The sequence below is a fragment of the Glutamicibacter sp. genome (genome assembly GCF_050701915.1).
In the GTDB taxonomy this organism is placed as follows: domain Bacteria; phylum Actinomycetota; class Actinomycetes; order Actinomycetales; family Micrococcaceae; genus Glutamicibacter.
This window is the reverse complement of sequence record NZ_JBOGEG010000010.1, coordinates 1-23,071: the sequence shown is the minus strand read 5'-3', so window position 1 is coordinate 23,071 and position 23,071 is coordinate 1. Positions and strand designations below refer to the sequence as shown.

The 23,071-nt window shown below is 60.4% G+C and carries 14 protein-coding genes and 1 pseudogene; 13 read left to right on the top strand and 2 right to left on the bottom strand.

Annotation, left to right across the window (positions count from 1 at the left end; all coding sequences use genetic code 11):
* Positions 1–5: 5 nt before the first annotated feature.
* The gene (locus ACRDT3_RS08310) at positions 6–1,535 is read right to left on the bottom strand and encodes an NCS1 family nucleobase:cation symporter-1 (protein ID WP_431492527.1); all 1,530 of its coding nucleotides are present in this window, start codon (positions 1,533–1,535) and stop codon (positions 6–8) included.
* Between the two features lie 637 nt (positions 1,536–2,172).
* Between ACRDT3_RS08310 and ACRDT3_RS08305 the strand changes: the two genes are divergently transcribed.
* From ACRDT3_RS08305 to ACRDT3_RS08250, 12 genes and pseudogenes are all read left to right on the top strand, one after another.
* A complete protein-coding gene (locus ACRDT3_RS08305) occupies positions 2,173–2,976 on the top strand; it encodes a hydroxypyruvate isomerase family protein (protein ID WP_431492526.1) in 804 nt (267 codons plus the stop codon).
* A gap of 21 nt (positions 2,977–2,997) precedes the next feature.
* The gene (locus ACRDT3_RS08300) at positions 2,998–3,909 is read left to right on the top strand and encodes a 2-hydroxy-3-oxopropionate reductase (protein ID WP_431492525.1); all 912 of its coding nucleotides are present in this window, start codon (positions 2,998–3,000) and stop codon (positions 3,907–3,909) included.
* Between the two features lie 267 nt (positions 3,910–4,176).
* Positions 4,177–5,970, top strand: a complete 1,794-nt coding sequence (gene gcl, locus ACRDT3_RS08295) for a glyoxylate carboligase (RefSeq protein ID WP_431492524.1) — start codon at positions 4,177–4,179, stop codon at positions 5,968–5,970.
* A 151-nt stretch (positions 5,971–6,121) separates the two neighbouring features.
* Complete coding sequence (allB, locus tag ACRDT3_RS08290; protein WP_431492523.1) at positions 6,122–7,504, top strand: allantoinase AllB; 1,383 nt, start codon at positions 6,122–6,124, stop codon at positions 7,502–7,504.
* Positions 7,505–7,762: 258 nt separating this feature from the next.
* Positions 7,763–8,077 (top strand): hypothetical protein, encoded by a 315-nt coding sequence (locus ACRDT3_RS08285; RefSeq protein ID WP_431492522.1) that lies wholly within the window; start codon positions 7,763–7,765, stop codon positions 8,075–8,077.
* Positions 8,078–8,196: 119 nt separating this feature from the next.
* A complete protein-coding gene (locus ACRDT3_RS08280; protein ID WP_431492521.1) occupies positions 8,197–10,503 on the top strand; it encodes a response regulator transcription factor in 2,307 nt (768 codons plus the stop codon).
* 579 nt (positions 10,504–11,082) lie between these two features.
* Positions 11,083–15,579 carry an SdrD B-like domain-containing protein gene (locus ACRDT3_RS08275; protein WP_431492520.1) on the top strand — a complete coding sequence of 1,499 codons (4,497 nt, stop codon included), beginning with the start codon at positions 11,083–11,085 and terminating at the stop codon, positions 15,577–15,579.
* A gap of 679 nt (positions 15,580–16,258) precedes the next feature.
* On the top strand, positions 16,259–17,173 hold the full coding sequence (locus ACRDT3_RS08270; RefSeq protein WP_431492519.1) for a PIG-L deacetylase family protein: 915 nt from the start codon (positions 16,259–16,261) through the stop codon (positions 17,171–17,173).
* On the top strand, positions 17,173–18,093 hold the full coding sequence (locus ACRDT3_RS08265) for an ATP-grasp domain-containing protein (RefSeq protein WP_431492518.1): 921 nt from the start codon (positions 17,173–17,175) through the stop codon (positions 18,091–18,093). The genes ACRDT3_RS08270 and ACRDT3_RS08265 overlap by 1 nt, the downstream gene beginning before the upstream one ends.
* Positions 18,090–19,454 carry a glycosyltransferase gene (locus ACRDT3_RS08260; protein WP_431492517.1) on the top strand — a complete coding sequence of 455 codons (1,365 nt, stop codon included), beginning with the start codon at positions 18,090–18,092 and terminating at the stop codon, positions 19,452–19,454. The genes ACRDT3_RS08265 and ACRDT3_RS08260 overlap by 4 nt, the downstream gene beginning before the upstream one ends.
* Positions 19,451–20,758 carry a hypothetical protein gene (locus tag ACRDT3_RS08255; protein ID WP_431492516.1) on the top strand — a complete coding sequence of 436 codons (1,308 nt, stop codon included), beginning with the start codon at positions 19,451–19,453 and terminating at the stop codon, positions 20,756–20,758. The genes ACRDT3_RS08260 and ACRDT3_RS08255 overlap by 4 nt, the downstream gene beginning before the upstream one ends.
* A gap of 307 nt (positions 20,759–21,065) precedes the next feature.
* Positions 21,066–21,653, top strand: a pseudogene (locus tag ACRDT3_RS08250) (RNA polymerase sigma factor); the annotation flags it as partial.
* Between the two features lie 24 nt (positions 21,654–21,677).
* On the opposite strand, the gene ACRDT3_RS08245 reads toward ACRDT3_RS08250, so the two are convergent.
* Positions 21,678–21,839 carry a hypothetical protein gene (locus ACRDT3_RS08245; RefSeq protein WP_431492608.1) on the bottom strand — a complete coding sequence of 54 codons (162 nt, stop codon included), beginning with the start codon at positions 21,837–21,839 and terminating at the stop codon, positions 21,678–21,680.
* On the opposite strand from ACRDT3_RS08245, the gene ACRDT3_RS08240 reads away from it, so the two are divergent.
* Positions 21,768–23,071, top strand: a 1,304-nt coding sequence (locus ACRDT3_RS08240) for a zf-HC2 domain-containing protein (protein ID WP_431492607.1), incomplete at its 3' end; no start/stop codon positions are given. The genes ACRDT3_RS08245 and ACRDT3_RS08240 overlap by 72 nt on opposite strands.

Genomic DNA, 23,071 nt, shown 5'->3' with positions numbered 1-23,071 from the left:
TTTTCCTAGTGGGTTGGTGCCACAGCGATCGGTTCGCCATCGATATCGGCCAGGTCATGCTGGCGCTTGGCCAGCACGAGGTAGGCGAGCGCGCCGGCGCCGGAGCCCAGGAACCAGGCGAATGGTCCCAGCGTGTGCAGCGCCGGGACGAAGGCCAGCACCAAGGCGATGACGGAGCTAATGGCCAGGGCGCCCACCGCGCGGTAGTTCACGCCGCGGGTGAAGTAGTAGGTTCCCTTGGCATCCGCACGGTACAGGTCCATGACGTTGATGCGTGCCTTGCGGATGATCCAGTAGTCGGCCATGATGATGCCGAACAGCGGGCCGAGCAGCGCGCCCAGGCCGCCCAGGAAGTAGTTGATGATTTCCGGCGAGTTGTAGAGGTTCCACGGCAGGATGACCAGGCCGATGGCGCCGGAGATCAACGCGGCCCCGCGGAAGTTCAGCTTCTTCGGGAACAGATTGGTCAGCGCGTAGGTCGGAGCGACGAAGTTGGCCATCAGGTTCACCGCGATGGTCAGCACCAGCAGCGCCGCCGAGGCCATCAGCAGCAGTACGGTGTTCGGGATCGCGCCGACTACATCGGATGGCGAGGTGATGATCTGGCCGTTGATGGAGAACTGCGTACCGGTCAGGACCACCACGATGGCACCGAAGAAAAGCATGTTCAGCGGGATGCCGAAGAAGTTGCCCTTAACGATGGCCTGCTTGGAAGCGGCGCCGCGGGTGAAGTCGCAGAAGTTCAGCACAAAGGTTCCGTAGATGGAAACCCAGAGGGCGGACGCGCCGAACATGGCGGTCCACATCTCGATGCCGGACTTCGGCTCGCCGGTGCTCATCGATACGTTGAACCCGGATTCGAAGAGCATCCAGATGGCCAGGGCAAGGAAGGTTACCAGGATGACCGGGCCGGCGAAGGCCTCGTACTTGCGGATCATTTCCATGCCGTAGCTGACGATGACCAGCTGGATGGCCCACAGTGCCACGAAGCAGATCCAGCCGAGGGCATCCAGCCCCAGGAATATGGTCTGTTCCAGGCTGGCCGCACCCGGTGCCACTGCGATCACCATGACCGAAAGCACCTGCGCCGCCAGGTAGGTCTGGATACCGAACCAGGCGATGGCTACCGCTCCGCGCAGCAGGGCGGGGATCTGGGCGCCGGTAATGCCGAAGGCGATGCGGCTCATCACGGGGAAGGGCACGCCGGTTTTCTCGCCCATGAAGCCCGAGAAGTTCAGCAGGGCAAAGAGCAGCACCGCACCGATGCCCAGGGCGCCGAGGATCTGCCACCCGCTCATGCCCAGGGCGAAGAGGCCGATGGCGAAGGTGTAGTTGCCCAGCGAATGCACGTCGTTGGCCCACAGCGTGAAGATGCTGTAGGCGTTCCAGGTGCGTCCGGAGCGGGTGGTAGGCGCCAAATCCTTGTTGTAGTGCGAAGCGCTCAGCTCGAAGGGGTTGGACTGGTCAATGGTTGGAAGGTTTTTCTGCGGTGCGGCCTGGGAAACGGGCAGCATCTCGGGGGTCGTTTGCGGCATGTTGACGTCCTTGTCAAAGTGTCACATTTCCTTCTCCGGGCATAGTGGTGCCTTCGGCGGGAAACTAGAGGGTGACGGAATTTGGGCTAGTGAGACGTTCTGATCCCGGGCGCGAGGGCGCTGGACCGGGACATGGCCCGCTTAGGGGTAGATGGGCTGCCCGAAATTGACATAGAACTCTGCCGGCGAACCAAGCAAGGGCATGGCTGGCCTAGGCAGTCGAACTGCGTGCCGCGCAGTGCGCGTAATGCACAGTGGTAAAAGCATGGCTGCTCCTGAGCTAAAGAGGTCACTCCGAGATATCTGCCAGGTGATTAGCCACCACTGTATGCGCTGGATCACATTATCGCAATAGAATGCCTGATTTTCACCCAGCGATATTTTCCCAGTAGGCGTTTTGTGAAGCGAATGCCGCAAATTTGCCGTTCCGTGACGCTGGAATGACGGAATCCGGGATGGTTCCAGGGGGGAATAATCTACGTGATTGCTGGGCGGGGCGCGCGTTTTCGGGGGCCCGGGGGAGAAGGGTGCGAAATACCTTGACAGTGATTGGCGTCTCGTCCTAGAGTTTTCATAAAGCAAAAGCTAACTTCCACGAAGCGGAATGCTTGGAAGATGTTCTTGAAGGGAAAAGCCAGTGTCCTACACTCTGAACTGCTCGATCCTCCTCACCGAGCTGCCACTGCTCCAGCGCGCAGAAGCCGCCAAGCAGGCGGGATTCGACAGCGTTGAATTCTGGTGGCCATTCGACGAAGCCGTCCCGAGCGACAAGCAGGTCGACGATTTCGTTGCCTCCCTTGGGGACGCCGGCGTGCAGCTAGATGGCCTGAACTTCTTCGCCGGCGACATGCCAGCGGGGGACCGGGGCCTGGTCTCCTGGGTGGGACGAGAAGCCGAATTCAAGGCCAATATCCAGGCCGTCATCGCCATCGCCGAAGCCACCGGATGCAAGGCCTTCAACGCCCTGTACGGCAACCGCCTGGACGGCGTAGCCGCCCAGGCGCAAGATGAGCTGGCCCTGGAAAACCTCGTGGCCGCCGCGCAAGGCGTGGCCGCCATCGGCGGAACCATCCTCATTGAACCGGTCTCCGGCACCGAGGCCTACCCGCTGAAAACCTCGGCCCAGGCGCTGGACGTCGTTACCGCCGTCAAGGACCAGGGCGCGCAGAACATCGCCCTGCTGGCCGACTTCTACCACCTGGCGGTCAACGGCGATGACGTTGCCGCGCTGATCGAGTCCCACGCCAAGGACTTCGGGCACATCCAGATCGCCGACGCGCCAGGCCGCGGCGCACCGGGAACCGGCAACCTGCCGCTGCAGCAGTGGATCAGCCGCTCGATCGAACTGGGCTACACCGGCAAGGTGGCCCTGGAATACAAGCAGGACGCGGCCACCGCCTTCAACTGGCTAGCCGCCGCCAACGCCAGCGCCAACGCCTAACCGCTTACCGCACCACAGATTTTGGAGAATCACATGTCGCAGAACATCGCCTTCATCGGACTGGGCATCATGGGCCTGCCGATGGCCAAGAACCTGATCAACGCCGGCTACAAGGTCACCGGCTACAACCGCAGCGACAAGGCCGGCAACGAGCTGGCCGCCGCCGGCGGAACCAAGGCGGCCTCCATCGCGCAGGCAGTGGCCAATGCAGACGTGGTCATCACCATGGTCCCGGACTCCCCGGATGTCCAGGCCGTCACCCTCGGCGCAGAGGGTGTCTTCGCCAACGCGAAGGCTGGCGCCCTGTGGATCGACAACTCCTCGATCCGCCCCGACGTGGCCGTCGAGCTCTCGGCCGCAGCCCGCAACGCCGGACTGCGCCCGCTGGATGCCCCGGTATCCGGCGGCGAAGCCGGCGCCATCGAGGGCGTGCTGTCCATTATGGTCGGCGGAGAGCAGGCTGACTTCGAGGCCGCCAAGCCGGTGCTCGAAGCGGTAGGCAAGACCATCGTGCTGGTGGGCCCTTCGGGCTCCGGGCAGACCGTGAAGGCGGCCAACCAGCTGATCGTCGCGGCCAACATCCAGGCCCTGTCCGAAGCAGTGGTCTTCCTCGAAGCCTATGGCGTGGACACCGACGCGGCCATCACGGTGCTCGGCGGGGGACTGGCCGGCTCCAAGGTCCTGGACCAGAAGGCCCAGAAGATCCTGGACCGCGAATTCGCCCCGGGCTTCCGCCTGGCCTTGCACAACAAGGACATGGGCATCGTGACCTCCGCGGCCCGCGAGGCGGGCGTCGTGCTGCCCCTGGGCGCACTGGTTGCCCAGCTGGTCACCTCCACCGTGGCCTCCGGCGACGGGGCACTGGACCATTCGGGCCTCTTCCGCGGGGTGCAGCGCCTGGCCGGAAAGATCGACGCCCCGGTCCCTGCCTAGCACCACCAAATCTTCCTACGGCGGGGACAACTAGGTAACCCGCTTCTTCAGCTAGCGGCCGCGCAATACCGGCTACGCTCCGGTGCATCCGGGCCCCTGGTACACGGCAGGGGCCCGACGCACCGTACCCGATGCGCAATGGGCTTTGTTCCAGTTCATCGCCGCTAGCTGGTGCTCAAGGAAGCGGCGTTGTGGTGACTCATGCACCTTGGCTTCCCGCCGTAGGTATCCTTCTTTTCCTCTTCTCGTTCCAAAGGACGTATTCCCATGCCTAAGATGCGCGCAATCGACGCCGTCGTCCAGATCCTGGCCAAGGAGGGCGCCACCGAGGCGTTCGGCCTGCCGGGGGCTGCGATCAACCCGCTGTACTCGGCCATGAAGGCCCACGGCGGCATCCGCCACACCCTGCACCGCCACGTCGAGGGTGCCAGCCACGCCGCCGACGGCTACTCGCGGGCCACCGGCAAGATCGGCCTGTGCCTGGGCACCTCCGGCCCTGCCGGCACCGACATGATCACCGGCCTGTACGCCGCGATCGCCGACTCCATCCCGATGCTGTGCATCACCGGGCAGGCCCCGACCAATGTGCTGCACAAGGAGGACTTCCAGGCCGTGGACATCGAGTCCATCGCCAAGCCGGTGACCAAGTACGCCTCGACCGTGCTGGAACCGGGACTGGTTCCGGGCACCTTCGCCAAGGCCTTCCAGATCATGCGCTCGGGCCGCCCGGGCCCGGCCCTGATCGACCTGCCGATCAACGTGCAGATGGCCGAGATCGACTTCGATATCGACGCCTACGAGCCGTTGCCGGTTCAAAAGCCGAAGGCCACGCGCGGCCAGGCCGAGAAGATCGTGGACCTGCTGGTCTCCGGAAGCAAGCCGATCATCATCGCCGGCGGCGGCGTGATCAACGCCAACGCCAGCGCGCAGCTGGTCGAACTCGCCGAGGAACTGAACATCCCGGTCTCCCCGACCCTGATGGGCTGGGGCGCCATCCCGGATGACCACCGGCTGCAGTCGGGCATGGTCGGCATCCAGACCCACACCAAGTACGGCAACCAGACCTTCCTGGAATCGGACATGGTGCTGGGCCTGGGCAACCGCTGGGCCAACCGCCACACCGGCGATCTGGCCACCTACCGCGCCGGACGCAAGTTCATCCACGTGGATATCGAAGGCACGCAGATCGGCCGGGTGTTCTCCCCGGACCTGGGGATCACCTCGGATGCCGGCGCCGCCATCGAGGCCATCCTGGAAGTCGTGCGCGAGCGCAAGGCCGCCGGCACCCTGCCGGACTACTCGGCCTGGGCCAACGAGTCCACCGCCCGCAAGTCCACCGGGCACCGCAAGACCAACTTCGAGAACGTGCCGATCAAGCCGCAGCGCGTCTACCAGGAAATGAACGCCGCCTTCGGCCAGGACACCACCTACGTGTCCACCATCGGGCTGAGCCAGATCGCCGGTGCGCAGATGCTACATGTCTACAAGCCGCGCAACTGGATCAACGCCGGACAGGCCGGCCCGCTGGGCTGGACCGGGCCGGCCGCCCTGGGCGTCGTGCGCGGCAAGCCCGGAGCGAAGGTCGTGGCACTCTCGGGAGACTACGATTTCCAGTTCATGATCGAGGAGCTGGCCGTCGGCGCCCAGTTCAAGCTGCCGTACGTGCACGTGGTGGTCAACAACTCCTACCTCGGATTGATCCGCCAGTCGCAGCGCGCCTTCGAGATGGATTACCACGTGTCCCTGGGCTTCGATAACATCAACTCCCCGGAAACCAAGGGCTACGGCGTGGACCATGTGAAGGTCGCCGAGGGCCTGGGCTGCAAGGCCGTGCGCGTCGAGGATCCGAGCCAGCTGGCTGCCGGATTCGCGCAGGCCAACGCGCTGGCCGAAGAGCACCAGGTGCCGGTTGTGGTGGAAGTGATCCTGGAAAAGGTCACCAACATCGCCATGGGCGCGCAGCTGGATGCCGTCAATGAATTCGAAGACCTGGCCTTGGACGCCGCCGATGCACCAACCGCGTTGGTGCCGATGGCAGCCACGGCCACCGTGGGTGCGTGAAAGGGCAGTCGTCGCTGACCTCCAACCCGCAAAGTTTGGCGCGGGGCACCGGTTCACCAATATGGGTGTGCCCCGCGCCACAACAATCTAGACTTGGCATAGAGCTGCCGAGCCCCAAGAACACCTAGCAATTAACGAGTAGGAACACCTCATGAGCATCAACGAAGCTGTTGGCCGCACATCGTCCCCGACCGCCACCGAGACCACCTATGACCTGGTGCTGCGCGGCCAGCAAGTACTGACCGCCCAAGGCATTGCCCCGCGCGAAATCGGCGTGCGCGACGGAAAGATCGTTACCGTGCAGGATTTGGGTGCCGGGCTGGCCGCAGAGCGCGTCATCGAGGTGGCCTCCGACGAGGTCCTGCTGCCCGGGCTCGTTGATACCCATGTGCATGTGAACGAGCCAGGCCGCACCGAGTGGGAAGGCTTCGAGTCGGCTACCAAGGCCGCCGCGGCCGGCGGCGTGACCACCATCGTGGACATGCCGCTGAACTCCATCCCGCCCACGGTGAACCTCGAAGCGCTGGATATCAAGCGCGCGGCCGCTTCCAAGAACGCCTATGTCAACGTCGGCTTCTGGGGCGGTGCCATCCCGGGCAACAAGAAGGATTTGCGTGAGCTGCACGAGGCCGGGGTCTTCGGCTTCAAGTGCTTCTTGCTGCATTCGGGAGTCGACGAGTTCCCGTCCCTGAGCGTTGGCGAGATGGAAGAGGACATGGCCGAACTGGCCTCCTTCGACTCGCTGATGATCGTGCACGCCGAGGACTCCGATATCATCGGCAACTCCCCGCAGCCGGTGGGCGGCAAGTACGCCGGCTTCCTGGACTCGCGCCCGCGCGATGCCGAGAACACCGCTATCGCGCAGGTGATCGAACGCGCCCGCAAGACCGGAGTGCGCGCCCACGTGCTGCACCTGTCCAGCTCGGATGCGCTTCAGATGATCCGCGAAGCGAAGGCCGAGGGCGTGTTGCTCACCGTGGAAACCTGCCCGCACTACCTGACCTTGCTGGCCGAGGAAATCCCCGACGGCGCCACCGCCTTCAAATGCTGCCCGCCGATCCGCGAGAACGACAACCGCGAGCTGCTCTGGCGGGGCCTGGAAGAAGGCGTCATCGACTGCATCGTTTCGGATCATTCCCCATCGACCATCGATCTGAAGGATGTGGAGAACGGCGACTTCGGCGTGGCCTGGGGCGGAGTGGCTTCGCTGCAGCTGGGCCTGCCCCTGATCTGGAGCGAAGCGAAGAAGCGCGGACTGAAGCTGGAACAGGTTGTGCAGTGGATGGGCGTGAATCCCTCGAAGCTTGCCGGCCTGAGCGCCAAGGGCAGCATCGAAGAAGGCAAGGATGCCGACTTCGCGGTCTTCGCTCCGGAGGACACCTTCGAGGTGGACGTTCAGAAGCTGCACCACAAGAACCCGATCTCCCCGTACCAGGGCAAGACGCTAAGCGGCGTGGTCCGCCGGTCCATCATTGCCGGGGCCGACGTGGACTTCCAGAAGCCAACGGGGCAGCTGATTCGCCGCGAGAGCTAGGCGCCGCAACGATCTATGGCTTCGGCATCCTGTGCAAGCAGGATGCCGAAGCCATTTTCCGCTGGAAACTCTAGCCGATCCGCAGCGGCGAACCACTGCGGTTTGCAACGTATTCATCACGAGGTTCCCGGGCGTTCCAGCAATTCATAACAAACGCGTATCGATTGCCGTGTCACCGGCCACTATGCCAATGCAGCCCATAGACTGGCATCCACTTGGGGATGAAGCAGTCGCAACTCTAGATAATAGGAATTGGGTATGATCGCGAATACTGCTGCCTCGATGCTGACCCAGGATGTCGACGAACTTTCCCTGGGCGAGGTCGTCCAGGCCTCCGTAGTCCTCGGCCTCGTGGTCATGGCTGTGCTGCTGGCTTTCGGGATCAAGACCTATGTCCATTGGCGCCGCCAACTCCGGAACGAGAAGCGCACCGGCCATGCTTCACCAGCGCACTTCGATCGGCCCGGGGAACCGGCCAAACAGGGACGCGCGCCGCGCATCGATGTGCTTTCGGCGCTTGGGGATCTGCGCCGGCCAGGAACCTTGAACCGCGGTTTCGAAGACAGCCAATGAGGGTCGCGGCTAGAGCGGCCGCCACGCGGTGGTTAGTCAAAGACGAGATTGGTAGTCTCAATATCTAGACAGGGCTGCACTCGGGTTGGCCCGCGCGATAATGGCCTGGAGGTGTAGCGGTGGTTGAGGCAACCCGGGTGCACCCGGCATTGCCGCGCTTCCTGCGCTGGGCAGATCCCGAGTCACGCCTCTTGCTGGTGCGCGCAGCGCCCGAAACCGGGCGGACCTGGTTCGCAAGATCCTGGATCGGCGACCGAAAAGGTGTCGTCCATGATTTCTCGGAGCACCCATACGAAGCGCTGGAAGAACTCGAGAAGATTTCCCTGCAGCTAGCCCAGGATCCGCAGCTCCACGCTGCCGTGGTGCTTGCGCCGGGGCATACAGTGTGGCATTTGACGTTGACGGCCAAGATCCTTTTTGCCCAGCAACGCGACCTGCTTTTGGATCAAGCTGAGATCGCCGCAATGCTCGGAGACGGTGCCGGCTCCTGGGAAGCCGCCGCCGAGGTCTACAGCAACTGCGGAGGGTGGCTCGGGGCGGTCCAGCTTCTGGTGCGTGATCCTCGCCTAGCTGATCCAGCACGCCAGAAGCTGCGTGCAGCACTCTCCACTTGGCTGGCGCACCACGATCCGGAATGGGACTTGTCAGAAGCCGCTATCCTGCCAGTCTTCGACCAATCAACGGTGGAAATCTTCTACAGCCATTTCCGCTCCGACCCTCACACCCTAAACGACCTGGTCCAGGCTGGCCTCTTGCAGGAGCATCCGGAACAAGGGTGGCTGATGCCATCGATGGTGCGCGCTCTGCTGCGCGAGCGGATCCAAGCTGCCGGTGCACAGCGGATGGAGCTCCTCGAAGAGGCATCGCTCGAAGCGGTAACCAGCGTGCACGGGCTACTGGCCACTGCGGATGCCGCAATTGAACAGCAACGCTGGAGCGTGCTTAATCGGCTGGTAACTGGACACTGGGATGAGCTGCTCTTGCTGGACTTCGCGAAGTTCATCGAACTGGCCCAGCGCATCCCGCCTTTTATCTCCGGGAAGAACGCCTACTTCGGGCTGGGCCTGAGGATTCTCGACGAGTTCACGGGCAACGATTCCGGCCTGCAAGCTCCGCATCTGGCTGTCGAATACCAGAAAGATCAGCTGGCGCAAGCCCTGCGGCAGGAAGCGGACCGGCACTACCTTAGCCCGGGTGCCTGGGCGGTAAGCATCGGCCTGCTGGAAATGCTCTACCTGCGGATGAACGGCATGTATGTCCAGTCCGGGGAAGCGGCGCTGCGGATGCGCAACGCGCTGCACAAAGCCTATGCGGCCAATGCGGTCAGGCCAACACTGGCAGCGCTGGCCCAGGCCCAGGCAGGCAACAGCTTATTCATGGCCGGGCTGGGAACTGAAGCGCAGCAATCCTACGAACTGGCGCTGGAATCCGCTCGGAGAACCGGCAATGCTTTCTTGCTCTCAGGCTCGGCCGGAAAACTTGCATTGCTGCATGCGCTGAAAGGCAACGCCGCTGCCGCCGCTGGCTACTTGAGCGAACACGAACAGCACCTTTCCCAAGTGAGCCGGGACATTGCGAGTGTGGATCGCGAAGCGATCCTGGCTCGCGCGTGCCTTGCGCTGAGGACCCTCGACGCGGAACTGGTGCGATTCGAGCTGTCAAAGCTTCCCCGAACCCCTGACATGAACGAATTGTGGCCGGTGCACGCCTACTTGCTAGCCGCAGAGAAGATCATCCTGGGCCTGCCATCCGCAGCGGAAAAACTCATCCTCCAACTGCGCAGGCAACGTTCCGCGTCGTCGCGAGCTCCGCTGGCGCGAGGGCTGCTTGATGACATCCTGGCCGCCGTCGCACTGCTCGAACGTTCCTATTTTTCCGAAGAGTTCGACCGCAGCGCAATCGATCCGGCATTGCTGGCAGTGAAGAACCTTGTCGATGGCGATCCGGACGCGGCCATGGCACAGCTGCGCCACGGCAGGGAATCCATGGGGCTTCGCGTTGGCAGCAACTTGGCCAAGTATGCGGAAATCATTGCGCGCAGCGCGGCAGGACCAACCGGCGAGAGTGTCGCGATGATCCGGCTGATCCATGAGGATTCAGGCGGCCTTTATGAAATTGCTATGCTCAAACTGATTCCCGGCTGGACTGCGATCGGCAGCCTGCTTGAACTCGCTCCGGAATTCGACCATCGACTCACCCGGTTGGCTGGCGAACAGCATTCCGGGCCCGTTGCCCGGCCCGCACTCACACCCCGTGAACGGGAGGTGCTCTGGCACCTGCGCGAGGGAAAGAGCCGGAAGGAAATAGCCGAAGAAACTTTCCGGTCGGAGAACACCATCAAGACCCAAATCCGAAGCCTGTACCGGAAACTTGGGGCAACGAGCCTGGAACAAATGCTGCTCCAGGCACGGACCTTGGGGCTTTGAATCCTAGGAAGAATTGGCCAGAAGGGTGAATTCCAGGGTGAAACGATTAAACGCGGATCTGAAATTGCACCGGAGGGCCAATTCTGTGGCTAGGCGCAGCGTGATAGGCATTTGTGGCCCGCATTACCCCAAGCGAGGTCGTTGGCTGGTTTCTCGCCTGCCCGTCGCAGCCGCGAATCGAGGACCAGCAAATGCTGTCGAATGGTGCGGAAACCCCGGTTAGCTTGCTTATTCGGAGCATTTTCCTCCATCCAGGTCTCTGACTGGGAAGCCAGGGGCGCAAAGGGAAGCCCCAGGTCTCTGCATCCGGCGGGGAACGCATACCGGGAACGCGGGCTCGGTAATGGATCCGGTACATGTGAAAGAGCTGAAAATTATGGTTCGCACGTCAAATCCCGGGTGATTCTCGCGCGGTTATGGTTCTAGTTGGCCTAAGGAAAAATCCTGAATCCGATTGAACTCGTACATTCCCGGAGGACACAATAAATGTATAGACGGCGTTCTGCGTCTGGAGATGCATCCACACCAGATCAATTACCCATTAGAACCAGTGGCGCACTGCGCTCGGTCCTGGCAATCATGCTGGCCGTGCTATTGTCCTTCGGTTCGGTGATGGGTATGGGTGGAACCATCGCTGCGGCCGCGACTCCCGGTATCAGCGTTGATGTCAATCTCGGCAACGAGAAATTCGATGGCACATCCGTAGTCACCGAGAACCAGCAACTGACCATGATGCTCCAGTACGACGGAACCAAGGTGGTTCCGGGATCGACCGTGGCCATCAAGCTCGGTGCGAACGTGTCCGTGGCTTCTGTTCCGGCCGGCAATGATGCGGTGAAGTCCATCCAGCAGGATCCCAATGATCCGAACACCGTGCTGGTGACCTTCGCCGACCCATGGCCCGCTGGCAGCGGCCAGGGCGTCCTCGCCCTGGATTTCGTAGTGAACCCGGTCGAAAACAGCTCGCTGGATAAGATCTCCTGGTCGGTTGACGGCGAAGAGAGCTCGCTTGAGGTGATCATCAAGAACGGCGGCGACGAATTCGCCAACGTGAATGACGGCTCGAGCAAGCACATTTCCAAAAACGGCAATCTGAACCAGTTCGTGAAATACGATCCGGATACCCAGAAGGTCAGCGTTGACCCGGCGGTCATCGGTGCGCCAGTGGAGTACACCCTCACCGTTGGCACCAATGCCGCTAATCCGGGCTATGCAATTTCCGATGTCCTGCCGGAAACCATGTCTTATATAGCGGGCTCGTTCACCGCGGCGCAAACCACCTGGGACGAGAACGGCTTGAACAAGGCCCAATCCGCCGTGGAATTCGCCCCCGTCGTCAACGGGAGTACCTTTGCTGGCGAGCTGGATCTGCCAGGTCCTTCCCAGACCGTGATCACCTACAAGGCCGCCGTTGCCGATGAGGCCGCACGCGCAGCCCTGGAAGCACAGCTGCAGGCCGAAGCGGACAAGGTCAACAAGGAAAATGGCGGCAGCTACCGCGTCGACCTGAAGAACACCGCAACCTTGGGTGAGGCGGACCGCGAAGCGACCATGAGCATCGGCGGAAACATCGCCGGTACCGTTTCCGGCCTGCCCGGACCGAACAGCGGCGGACTGAAGAAGAGCGCTAACTGGAGCTCGCAGAACGTCGATCCTGCCGAGGACGGCACCCTGGATCCCGCCCAGGACATCACTTATACCATCGCCTCGGATCTGCGCTCCTGGGACGGTTCCAACGTCAAGAAGACTCTGACGGATAACGTCATCATCTCCGATGCATTGCCGACCCAAGCCACCTGGAATACCGGGGACCCTTCCTTCGTGACCGCTACGGGCATCGAGCTGGAGCAGATTGCTCCGGTCGCCCTGGCCGCTTTTGCCGGCGACGACTACGTGGGAACGTACTTCGTTGAGGGCCAGAAGATGCACATCAACATCGGCAAGGGAACCGATCTGAATGTATCGGTAAGCGCGAAGGCCACGATCCACACCGTCAGCGGTCTTTCCAAAGGCTGGACCGATGTACCGGGCCAAAGCAAGTACCAGCTGGCAAACCGCGCCGAATGGAAACTGAACACGGAATACGGGCCGGGCAAGAATGGGTACAACAACGTTGTGAACCTGCTGGCCCAGGAATCCAATGAGGAAGGGTTCAACGCACCGAACTACTTCAAGAAGAGCAGCGATGCAGCCATGGTCGAGATTGATCCCGGCACTTCGGCTCCGGTGAAGTACACCTTTACCGTTGGGGCAGGCAAGGGCATCGACCTGACCAAGAGCACGATCATCGACTACGTGGACACCAAGGTCTTCGATGTCAGCGACCTCGAGCAGATTGCCTCGCAGATTACCGCCACCTACGAATGGTGGCGCACCATGGCGCCCGAAGATTTCACTGTCTCGCTCAATGACCAGCAGCAGCTGGTCATCAAGCTGAGCGAAGCCGGCGCCGCCAAGGTCGCCGAGTGGGGTATCGACAAGCAGTTCTCCCTTGATCTGACGCTGAACACCAAGGAATTCGCTGGAAAGCAGACCTTGCAGATCAAGAACAAGGCCACCCTCTTCGGCGAAGACGGCAAGGCGTTGTACTGGTCCGAGGCTTTGAGCGAAGCTACCTCGTACGGCGACGAAGCGGAGATCCGCAAGAGCGTGCGCGACAGCCCGAACCAGGACTGGACCCAGAATCTTCGCGCTGAAGTCGATCCGGACGGGAAACTGGTCCAGCCGAAGTACGTATACAACGTGGCACTGATTCCCCACGGCAACTACACCGGTGTCAAGATCTTCGACGTCGTTGACGTGCTGCCAGCGGGAATGAAATTCCTCGGGTTCGTCCCGGATTCCAGCGTTGATTCCCACTTCAATGCGAGCATGGATGTCCAGGACCTGAAGGGCAACGTCCAGGCCCGCTACGACGCTCCGAGCGCCGATGCTCCGTCCGGCACCGTGGTGCTGTACCAGAAGCAGGGTACGGTACTTGATGCCTCGCAGGGTGCTGCCTCGGTGAACGTCCTCGTCGAGATCGTTGATTTCGAAGCAGACGTGGCAATCGAGAACATCATCGGCAGCACGAAGGCAACGATTACGCCGACCGATGGCTACCCGCTGTCTATTTCCAAGGTCGATGCAGAAGATACTCTCAACGTCATCTCGGATGAGAATGCCCGCTTCCAGATCCTGGACGCTGAAGGCACGGTTGTCGTCGATGATGTCTTTGTCATGGACGGTGCCCTGCGCGTGGCTTCCGGCGAGGAAATCAAAAACGTGACGGTTCCCGCCCCAGGCACCTACAAGGTCAAGGAAGTCGTTGCCCCAGTAGGGTATGAGCTTTCCGAAGAACTGCTGGAGGTCACCGTTGCCGCGGACGGCTCGTCCGAAGCCGCCGTCTTCTACAACGTCCCGGGAGAGGCGCCGGCCAAGACCTTTGCCGTAGGCGACTACGTTTGGGTTGATGGCAACAAGGACGGCGTCCAGGGTGATGCCGAGGTCCTTGAAGGCGTCAAGGTCACTCTACTTGATGGCAATGGCGAGGTCGTCAGCGAGACGGCCACCGATGCCAACGGCCGCTATATCTTCGATGAATTGCCAGCTGGCGATTACCAGGTGAAGTTCGAGCTGACCGAAGAGCAGGCTGCGAAGTACGAGTTCACTTCGCAGGATGCTGGCGAGGATGATGCCACCGACTCGGATGCTGATCCGCAGACCGGCCTGACCATCAAGTTCACCCTGGACGAGCAGAACACCGCCCTGACCAAGGAATACTCTGATCAGGAAGTCAAGGCTACCGAGGGTATCGACCCGACGTGGGATGCCGGTGTAGTCCTGAAGCAGGAACCGAAGGTTTCTGTTGGCGACTACGTCTGGGTTGATGAGAACAAGGATGGCATCCAGGACGATGCCGAGCCTGGGATCGAAAACGTCGTTCTCACCCTGGTTGGCCCTGAGGGCGAACCGGTGATCGATGTTAACGGTGATCCTGTAGGACCGACCACCACCGACGAAAACGGCTTCTACACCTTCGAGAATCTTCCGGTTCTCGAAGACGGACAGTCGTACACCGTGATTATCGACCAGGAAGCTTCCAAGGAGCCATTGGCTCCTTATGTTCCAACGGTTGAGAACGGCACCGATCGCGAAGGCGATTCCTCGACTTGGGAAGCCAAGTCCGAGGGGCTGACCAACGACGGCGACCGCGATCCAACCCTGGACTTCGGATTTGTCGTCAAGCCAGTCCCGACCGAGCCTGTTGAGCCGACCGAGCCGACTGTGGATCCGACGGAACCTACTGTTGACCCGACCGAGCCGACTGTGGATCCGACTGAGCCGACTGTGGATCCTACGGAACCTACTGTTGACCCGACTGAGCCTGTTGAGCCGACCGAGCCGACTGTGGATCCTACGGAACCTACTGTTGACCCGACTGAGCCTGTTGAGCCGACCGAGCCGACTGTGGATCCGACTGAGCCGACTGTGGATCCTACGGAACCTACTGTTGACCCGACTGAGCCGACTGTGGATCCGACCGAGCCGACTGTAGATCCTACGGAACCTACTGTTGACCCAACTGAGCCGACTGTGGATCCTACGGAACCTACTGTTGACCCGACTGAGCCGACTGTGGATCCGACCGAGCCGACTGTAGATCCTACGGAACCTACTGTTGACCCGACTGAGCCGACTGTGGACCCTACGGAACCTACTGTTGAGCCGACCGAGCCTACTGATCCGGTTGAGCCGACCGAGCCTACTGATCCGGTTGAGCCTACTGACTCGACTGATCCGGCTGAGCCTACTGACTCGACTGATCCGGCTGAGCCTACTGACTCGACTGATCCGGCTGAGCCTACTGACTCGACTGTGGGTTCTACGGAACCTAGTGAATCCGATGAAGCCGAGGAAAACGTCGTTCAGAAGTCGACTCCGACTGAGGACTCATCCGAAGCTCCGCAGTCGTCCGAAAAGGATGACAAGCTTGCAGACACCGGGTTCACTGCGATGTACGTGTTGATTGCTGGACTCCTCTTGGCAGCTGCCGGTGTGCTGATGTCTCGGCGCAGCAACCGCCGTCATGGCTGAAGCCTATGAATCGAATGAAGCTATGAACTGTTCATCGAGCAGGCTCTAGCGATCGTCGTAAGATCGACCATCTAGGCTGTTGACGAAAGTTCGCGCATACGCCCGACTGGAAATAATTTTCCAGTCGGGCGTTTTGCGTATCCGGACGATGTGCAAAAACGGACAGTTGCTCCAAACCGCCCTGAGCTTGACTCAACAGGTCTGCCCGTATGGGGTGTTGCTGATTCCTTGTCCGTCCAGTGCCCTCATCAGAACCTCGACTTCAAGGGATTTGTGGATCTCAGGACGTCTCGATCAAATCACTGGTCATCCTGAATTTCAGGCACTTGTTTTTCTCCGCCCGGCGAGCCATCAGCGAAAAGCCGCCAAGATTTAGGGCCCTCCGTTGAAACCAGTATTGGGCTGACACGTGCAGCTCTCGCCATCACCGGGATTGCTTGCTCGCCGATACGTATTGTCAGAATTTCTGCGAAAGTGCCGTCACGAAGTAGGCCCCAATGCCCTCTACCTCTATGGATCCATCGAATGGATGTTCATCGTTGGCAAGAAAACACGTGCCCAAGAAATCTCCAAACCACTCCGGCACGGCATGGGGAATCTCGTTTTCTACGCTGCCGCCAGGACGAGCCTCAAAAACGAAGTGGATCCGCTTCTGAACGCTCCATAGAAAGGGAACGTCATGAGTATGACACTCGCAATCTTCGGCATTGTGGCCTCTATAACGGCGATCTTCAGCGCATTGAGTCGGCGGGGCCGCCGATGGCTGGTGCGCGACTTTACGCATTACAAGACCATCATTATTGCCTGGATTACTGGCAACTTGGTACTCATCGCTGCGGCCTGCTTGCATCTTCTTTCCCAAGAGCAGTCGGAAATCGGGGCAGTAGTGGCCATAATGATGGCCATCTCGCTGTTGATTTTCTGTCTGACGATGTTGGCGTTGCAACGAAGGCCTCAGAACAACACCCGTCCGCGACGCTTCCTGGCTGTCGGAGCGCATCCCGATGATGTCGAGCTGGCTTGCGGTGCAACCATCGCGAAACTGGTCGATGCCGGCCATGATGTGCGTATTGTCGTCATGTCGCAGGGCGAAAGCGGCGGACATGCTCCTCGCAGGATTCAAGAAGCCCGACGCGGAGCTGGTTATCTGGGCGCCCAGTCCCATACGGTGCGGTCCTTTTGCGATACGCGGCTGTCGGAGAATTCCAACCTGATGGTTGCAGCGATCGAGGAGGAAATCGCTGCTTTCGAACCGGATGTCGTGCTGACTCATTCAGCTACTGATATCCACCAAGACCACGAGGCGGTGCACCGTGCAGTAATGCGCGCCGGGAGGCGACTGCCCTCCATACTCTGCTTCGAGAGCCCCTCTGTGGGCAACGATTTCTCTCCAAGCTTCTTCGTTGACGTCGAGAACTACACCAACGTCAAAGTCGAAGCCATCAAACTCCATGCAGATCAGCGGAACAAACCCTATATGACCCGTGCGCGGACCGAGTCCATGGCTAATTTCCGTGGCAATCAGGTCAAGCAGCAGCGGGCCGAAGGATTCGAAGTAATGCGCCTCGTATCAACTACAGTGGGGGATTTCTAATGAAGATCCTAGTCACCGGGGTCGGCGGCCCAGCAGGAAGCTCGCTTGCCCGCCAGCTGCATGCGCGAGGACACAGCGTCATCGGCGCTGACATGGTGCCAACTATTGATCCGCTGCTCGACGCCTTCCACCAGGTTCCCGCAGCCAGCGACCAGCAGTACCCCACTCGGCTTCAAGAGATTGTTCTCGAGCATTCAGTTGAACTGGTTATCCCGACCGTCAGCGAAGAACTCCCGGTCCTTTCGGCAGCGCGCATCCGAGAACTGCTGGAATTGGCCGGAGCCCGATTGCTGATTTCCTCAGAAGAATCCGTGCTGATCAGCGATGACAAGTACTACACGATGCTGACTTTGCGAGGGGACAATGTGCCCGTCCCAGACTTTGCCCGGATCAACGCCGGCAACAGCGAAGCCTTGGCACAGTTCAGCCCGGAAGAGCAGATCATCATCAAGCCACGCGTATCGCGCGGAGGGCGAGGTGTCCGCCTGGTTACGGCAGGGGATCTCGGGGCGGGCCGCGTATCGGCTGGCACGCGGGATGTGGTGCAGCGCTTTGCCCCCGGACGCGAATTCGCGCCGATGATCTTCAGGAACCCTGATACCGGGGACATCGAGGCCTGCGTGGTGGTGGAGAAGACCGAACTGCGCGAAGGGCTTGTGGGCAACGCAGTATCGGTGCGCCGCTGCGAGTTGGACGATCCAATCGCCGCGCATGTGGCGTGGATCGTCAGGAGTGCGGTGCAGTCGCTCGAACTGGTCGGGCCGGTAGACATGGACGTGCGCCTGGGCGGCGATGGGCAACCGGTGGTGCTCGAGGTCAATGCCCGTTTTGGAGCCAACAGCCAGTCGGCGCCGGAACTGCTGGATGCTGCATTGCGCTTGGCCGGGGTGGCGTCCACGGCGCAAGCTGGCTGTGCATGAGCTCGGCACTTGTTCTTGGCTATTACACGCTGACCACGGTCATCCTTTCCGTAGGTGTGTTGAAGCTGCTGCTGATCCCCTTGGCCTTGCTTTTTGAATGCCGCAGGGGCCTGCTCTTCACCCGCAGTGGGAAGCTTTCCGCGTTACCGCCTGGCAGCCGGGCAAACGCGGTCATTCGTCCCCGCCGCCAAACCCGGGCGTCGAGGCATTTCGGGCTGACCCCGGACTACAAGGTATCGGTAATCATCCCGGCCTACAACGAGGAAGTGGTGTTGCGCGCCTGCGTTGAATCAATTGTGCGCAGCAAGGGAAACCTCGCTGAAGTGGTGATTGTCGATGACGGATCCACCGATGGCACCGCACGGCTGATGCATGAGCTGGCGCAGGAACATCGCCTGGTGCGGGCCATCAGCCAGGAGAACGCCGGCAAAGGCGCGGCACTTAATCGCGGGATAGCCGTCGCTACTGGAGAGATCCTGGTTTTTGTCGATGCCGACGGAATTTTTTCGCCGGTGACTATTCCGTGGTTGCTCACTGGATTCCGTGATGGGAAAGTCGGCGCGGTCTGCGGTGATGACCGGCCTGTAAACCTGGACAGGGTGCTGACCAAGATGCTTTCGGTCCTTTCGCATCTGGGAACGGGTGTTGTGCGGCGGGCGCTGTCCTTGATTCATTGCTTGCCAGTAGTTTCCGGGAACATAGGCGCATTCCGTGCCGATCTGGTCAGGGAGCTTGGCGGGTTCCGCACCGATACGGTTGGAGAGGACTTGGAATTGACCTGGCGCTTCTACGGTGCCGGATATCGTGTGGCTTTTGAACCACGCGCGATTGTCCTGGCGGAGTCGCCTTCTACGCTGCAGGCGTTGTGGAAGCAACGTGTCCGCTGGGCACGGGGCCTGCTGCAATCGATCAAGATACATTGGCGGATGCACGGCAACCTCCGGTTCGGGCCCTTCGGCGTATTCCTGCTGTTCAATTTCCTCACGATGGTGGTGGTGCCCCTGGCCCAGATCCTGGTGCTTGCGGGGTTGCTCTATTTCATCCCTGCCGGGTTAATTACCTTCGGCGGCGGCGAAGAAGCAACCTTAATTGGACGCACCGCGATGGTCATCGGTTGGATTGGCATCGGAGTCACCCTGGCTTCGGTGGTTCTTGGCATCGCGCTGAACACAGCTTGGAGGGATCTGGCGAACCTATGGACCCTTCCGCTATGGCCGTTCTACGCCACGGGGATGGGGCTCACCATGCTCGCAGCGGTCGCGTTTGAAATCCGCGGGAGGCCAGCCAAATGGAACAAGCTGCAAAGAACCGGTGTCATTTCCAGCGGTGAGTTCTCTGCCATTCTCGGAAGCGGATCATGAGCACGGCAAAGAACCAACATCAACGCCGGAAACTGGCAGTGGCAGCCATTGCGGGGTTGGCGATCATTTTTTCGCTGGCCACCTACTACATGACCGGATTCCAGACTTCTACAGCGCATCAACCGGCCCCGACGCCGGACCCCAAGGTGGTCGCGCCGTTGCCCCCGCAGCGTGCCTGCCAAGATTCCCCTCGCGCAGACGGCGCCAGTTCCCCTGGAGACGACTTCAGTATGCACCTCTCCAAAACAGGCTCCCAACATCCCCAATTCTCCAGAGTGGTGAACGTCGGTTTTGAAGATATCACCGCCGAAGATCCTGCCCGCATCCCGGAAATTGCCCGCCGTTTGGATTCGGTCAACGCGACGGGAGTATCGCTCTCCATTGGACGTCTCGACTGGGTGGCTTTCCCCTGGCCAGCCCAACGTGATGTCGAATCAAGCGAAGTCGCGCAAACTGGTCGGGACTACGTTGCCGAAGCGATTAGTGCCTTCCGCTGCGATGCGCAGGGCAAACGTCGAGCAATCTACTTGAATATCGATACCCTGTTGGGCAGAGAGTTGGAACGCCAGCCATCGCTATCAGGAATCAACACCGAGGGACATCCATCCAAGAACTGGGCAAGTATTTCGGCGTGGAAAGAGGGCGGACTTGAAACAAGGCTTGTCGAGCTGGTCAGCGAAGCGGTTCGGCGCTATGCACCCGATGGCATCAACGTCACCGAGCTGATGTTCCCCAGCTACACGTTCGGCGATGATGACTTGAAGAATTTCGAGAAGTTCAGCGAGCGCTCTGATTGGCCAAGGTCGGCTGACGGAACGATTGATTCGACGTCAGAGCAAATCTATCTATGGCGGTCAAAGACGGTCACCTCCATCATGAAGAAAGTGGCTGACAGCTTGGACGAAACCGGTCCGGTGCTCACCATGGATGTGCGCTCACCTGCCAACGAGGATCCAAGGGGGCGCCCTGATTCCGGCCAAGACTACGGGCAGCTTCTGCAGGTGGTCGACCGCCTGAACATCTGGAATTTCCGGGGCATTGCATCGTCCAATCGGTTTTCGACAAACGAATTGGTGCAGCGGTACATCAAGCAGGAACCTGAAAAGTATTCCTTGGAAATCGGGCTTTGGGAAGGCGAAGGCGCCATGGGCAGCAGTTCCGTGAGCAAGGAACTGCGGAATGCCGAGGACCATTCATTGCTGCATGTCTCCATTACCCCCACTTCATTGATGGACGACAGCATCTGGTCCGTTTTGGAAGGTGCCTGGAGCCAGCTTCCTGACGCGCGCCAGGATGCGGGGTAGCCGCGGAATCTATGCGAATTCCAGCCCGAAGAAAAAATTTCCAAATTAATCCGGTTTCTTGCGTCATGATTCCCGTTCTCGCGTATCTAAGAGGTGTACGCGCTGAACTGGGCAGCAAGGAATTATGGGGATTCGAGTCGTCCAGTTGTCTTATGGGGAAGGTGCTGACGGGTGGGTGAGTTGCAAGCTTGGGGGATGGAACTCGCCCACCTTTCAGGATTTTCAAGTCCATTTTATAGATATATTGGAAAAATCCTGATAGGTTCTAAAGGATGAAAATGCCGCCCAAATTCGGGCGGCATCGTCGATGGGGAATTGGTTGCCGTTTGCCGGCTTCAGGGGTTGGGGAATCCTTGGGGTGATCGGCGGCGGGTGCCGGCCTTGTCGCGCGAAACGTTATGGGGACGTAATGACAATAGATTCTGGGGCACGCTTTGCTGAAGTCAGCGATGCAGATTTAATTCGGGGCGTTAGGAACGGAAGCCGCGAAGCCCAGGACCACCTGTATCGACGGCACAGGCAAGTGGCGCTGAACGTAGCGTTTAGGCATACGAACTCTCCCTCCGATGCCGAGGATGTCGTCTCCGAAGCTTTCCTGCGGGTCTTTCGCATCATCGAGCGTGGAGCAGGACCCGATGAGTTCTTCCGCGCCTATTTAATGACTGCTGTATCGCGCGAAGCTTTTTCCAGGAACAAGTCGGCCTCAAAGCAGATTACTGTCGAAGACGTCCAGGAATTCCTGCCAGGCGATGCGCACGCGGACGATGCGATGGAACGCCATGAATCCACCTTTGCTATCGTCGCGTTCAAGGCCTTGACTGAGCGCTGGAAGACGGTGCTGTGGCTCACCGAAGTAGAAGAACTGCCGCCGAGAGACGTTGCGCCAATTCTAGGAATGACGCCCAATGCGGTTTCCGCATTAGCGGTACGCGCGCGAGAGGGATTGCGCGAAGCGTACTTGGCCGCGCATTTGAATGGCCAGTCCGGGGTGCCCGCGAGTTGCGCCGACATTCGCGAACATCTGCCCGCCTTTATCCGCGGGACGCTTGGGAACCGGAATGAGCGTAGTGTCAAAGCCCATTTGAAATCGTGCCCGAATTGCGCAGTAGTGTTCGGGGAACTGGACGAAATCGGTGCAACTTTGCGTGCTTACGTCCTTCCTCTGGTTGTTGGAGGGATTACTGCGCTGGGGATTCCTGCCTCGGGAGGTATTGCAGGGATGGGAGTTTCAGCTGCCACAGCGACGGCAGCTGGTGGAGCTACTGCCGGGACAGCAACCGCTGTTGCATCGGGTGCCGGATTGAGTCTTGCAGGAGGCAGCAGCCTAGCCGTCACTTTAGGCGTTGGCTTGGTAAGTGTCGCCGTAACAGCGTCCGCTATCGGTCTGATACCTAAACTGATCGTGCAGGATGAAAGGGAATGGGCAATACCGGACAGCGCGGCCCAGACCCAGTCGCAAGTGCAAGGAGTCGAAGCCCCGATGGATGGGGGCACGCCATCCGCCGTAATGAGCCGTGCCGTGTTCTTGCGGGATATGACGGGACAGCCTGTTCCTGATGGCAAGGACAAACTAGAATTCACAAACCAAGTGGAGTCGCCATCCACGAAGCCATTTTCCCCGCTGACACGTGTGCCAGCGACTTTGCCATCGCCTGAAGCGACCTCTGAATCAACTTTTGAGCCGACTCCAGAACTAACCTCGGAACCTACGGTGGAGCCGACTCCAGAACTAACCTCGGAACCTACGGTGGAGCCAACCCCTGAACCTACGGTGGAGCCTACGGTCGAGCCGACTCCGGAACCAACCCCTGAACCTACGGTGGAGCCTACGGTCGAGCCGACTCCGGAACCAACCGCTGAACCTACGGTGGAGCCTACGGTCGAGCCGACTCCGGAACCAACCGCTGAACCAACGGTGGAGCCTACGGTCGAGCCGACTCCAGAACCAACCCCTGAACCTACGGTGGAGCCTACGGCTGAGCCGACTCAAGAGCCTACGGTCGAGCCGACTCAAGAACCAACCGCTGAACCAACGGTGGAGCCTACGGTCGAGCCGACTCCAGAACCAACCCCTGAACCAACGGTGGAGCCTACGGCTGAGCCGACTCAAGAGCCTACGGTCGAGCCGACTCAAGAACCAACCGCTGAACCAACGGTGGAGCCTACGGCTGAGCCGACTCCAGAACCAACCCCTGAACCAACGGTGGAGCCTACGGCTGAGCCGACTCAAGAGCCTACGGTCGAGCCGACTCCGGAACCAACCGCTGAACCAACGGTGGAGCCTACGGCTGAGCCGACTCAAGAGCCTACGGT

Excerpts from the sequence above, each read along its gene's own strand:
- ACRDT3_RS08255 (WP_431492516.1), top strand. The coding sequence starts at position 19,451 with ATGAGCACGGCAAAGAACCAACATCAACGCCGGAAACTGGCAGTGGCA.
- ACRDT3_RS08310 (WP_431492527.1), bottom strand. The coding sequence starts at position 1,535 with ATGCCGCAAACGACCCCCGAGATGCTGCCCGTTTCCCAGGCCGCACCG.
- ACRDT3_RS08270 (WP_431492519.1), top strand. The coding sequence starts at position 16,259 with ATGAGTATGACACTCGCAATCTTCGGCATTGTGGCCTCTATAACGGCG.
- allB (WP_431492523.1), top strand. The coding sequence starts at position 6,122 with ATGAGCATCAACGAAGCTGTTGGCCGCACATCGTCCCCGACCGCCACC.
- ACRDT3_RS08265 (WP_431492518.1), top strand. The coding sequence starts at position 17,173 with ATGAAGATCCTAGTCACCGGGGTCGGCGGCCCAGCAGGAAGCTCGCTT.
- ACRDT3_RS08245 (WP_431492608.1), bottom strand. The coding sequence starts at position 21,839 with ATGGGCTTTGACACTACGCTCATTCCGGTTCCCAAGCGTCCCGCGGAT.
- ACRDT3_RS08260 (WP_431492517.1), top strand. The coding sequence starts at position 18,090 with ATGAGCTCGGCACTTGTTCTTGGCTATTACACGCTGACCACGGTCATC.
- ACRDT3_RS08275 (WP_431492520.1), top strand. The coding sequence starts at position 11,083 with ATGCTGGCCGTGCTATTGTCCTTCGGTTCGGTGATGGGTATGGGTGGA.
- gcl (WP_431492524.1), top strand. The coding sequence starts at position 4,177 with ATGCCTAAGATGCGCGCAATCGACGCCGTCGTCCAGATCCTGGCCAAG.
- ACRDT3_RS08285 (WP_431492522.1), top strand. The coding sequence starts at position 7,763 with ATGATCGCGAATACTGCTGCCTCGATGCTGACCCAGGATGTCGACGAA.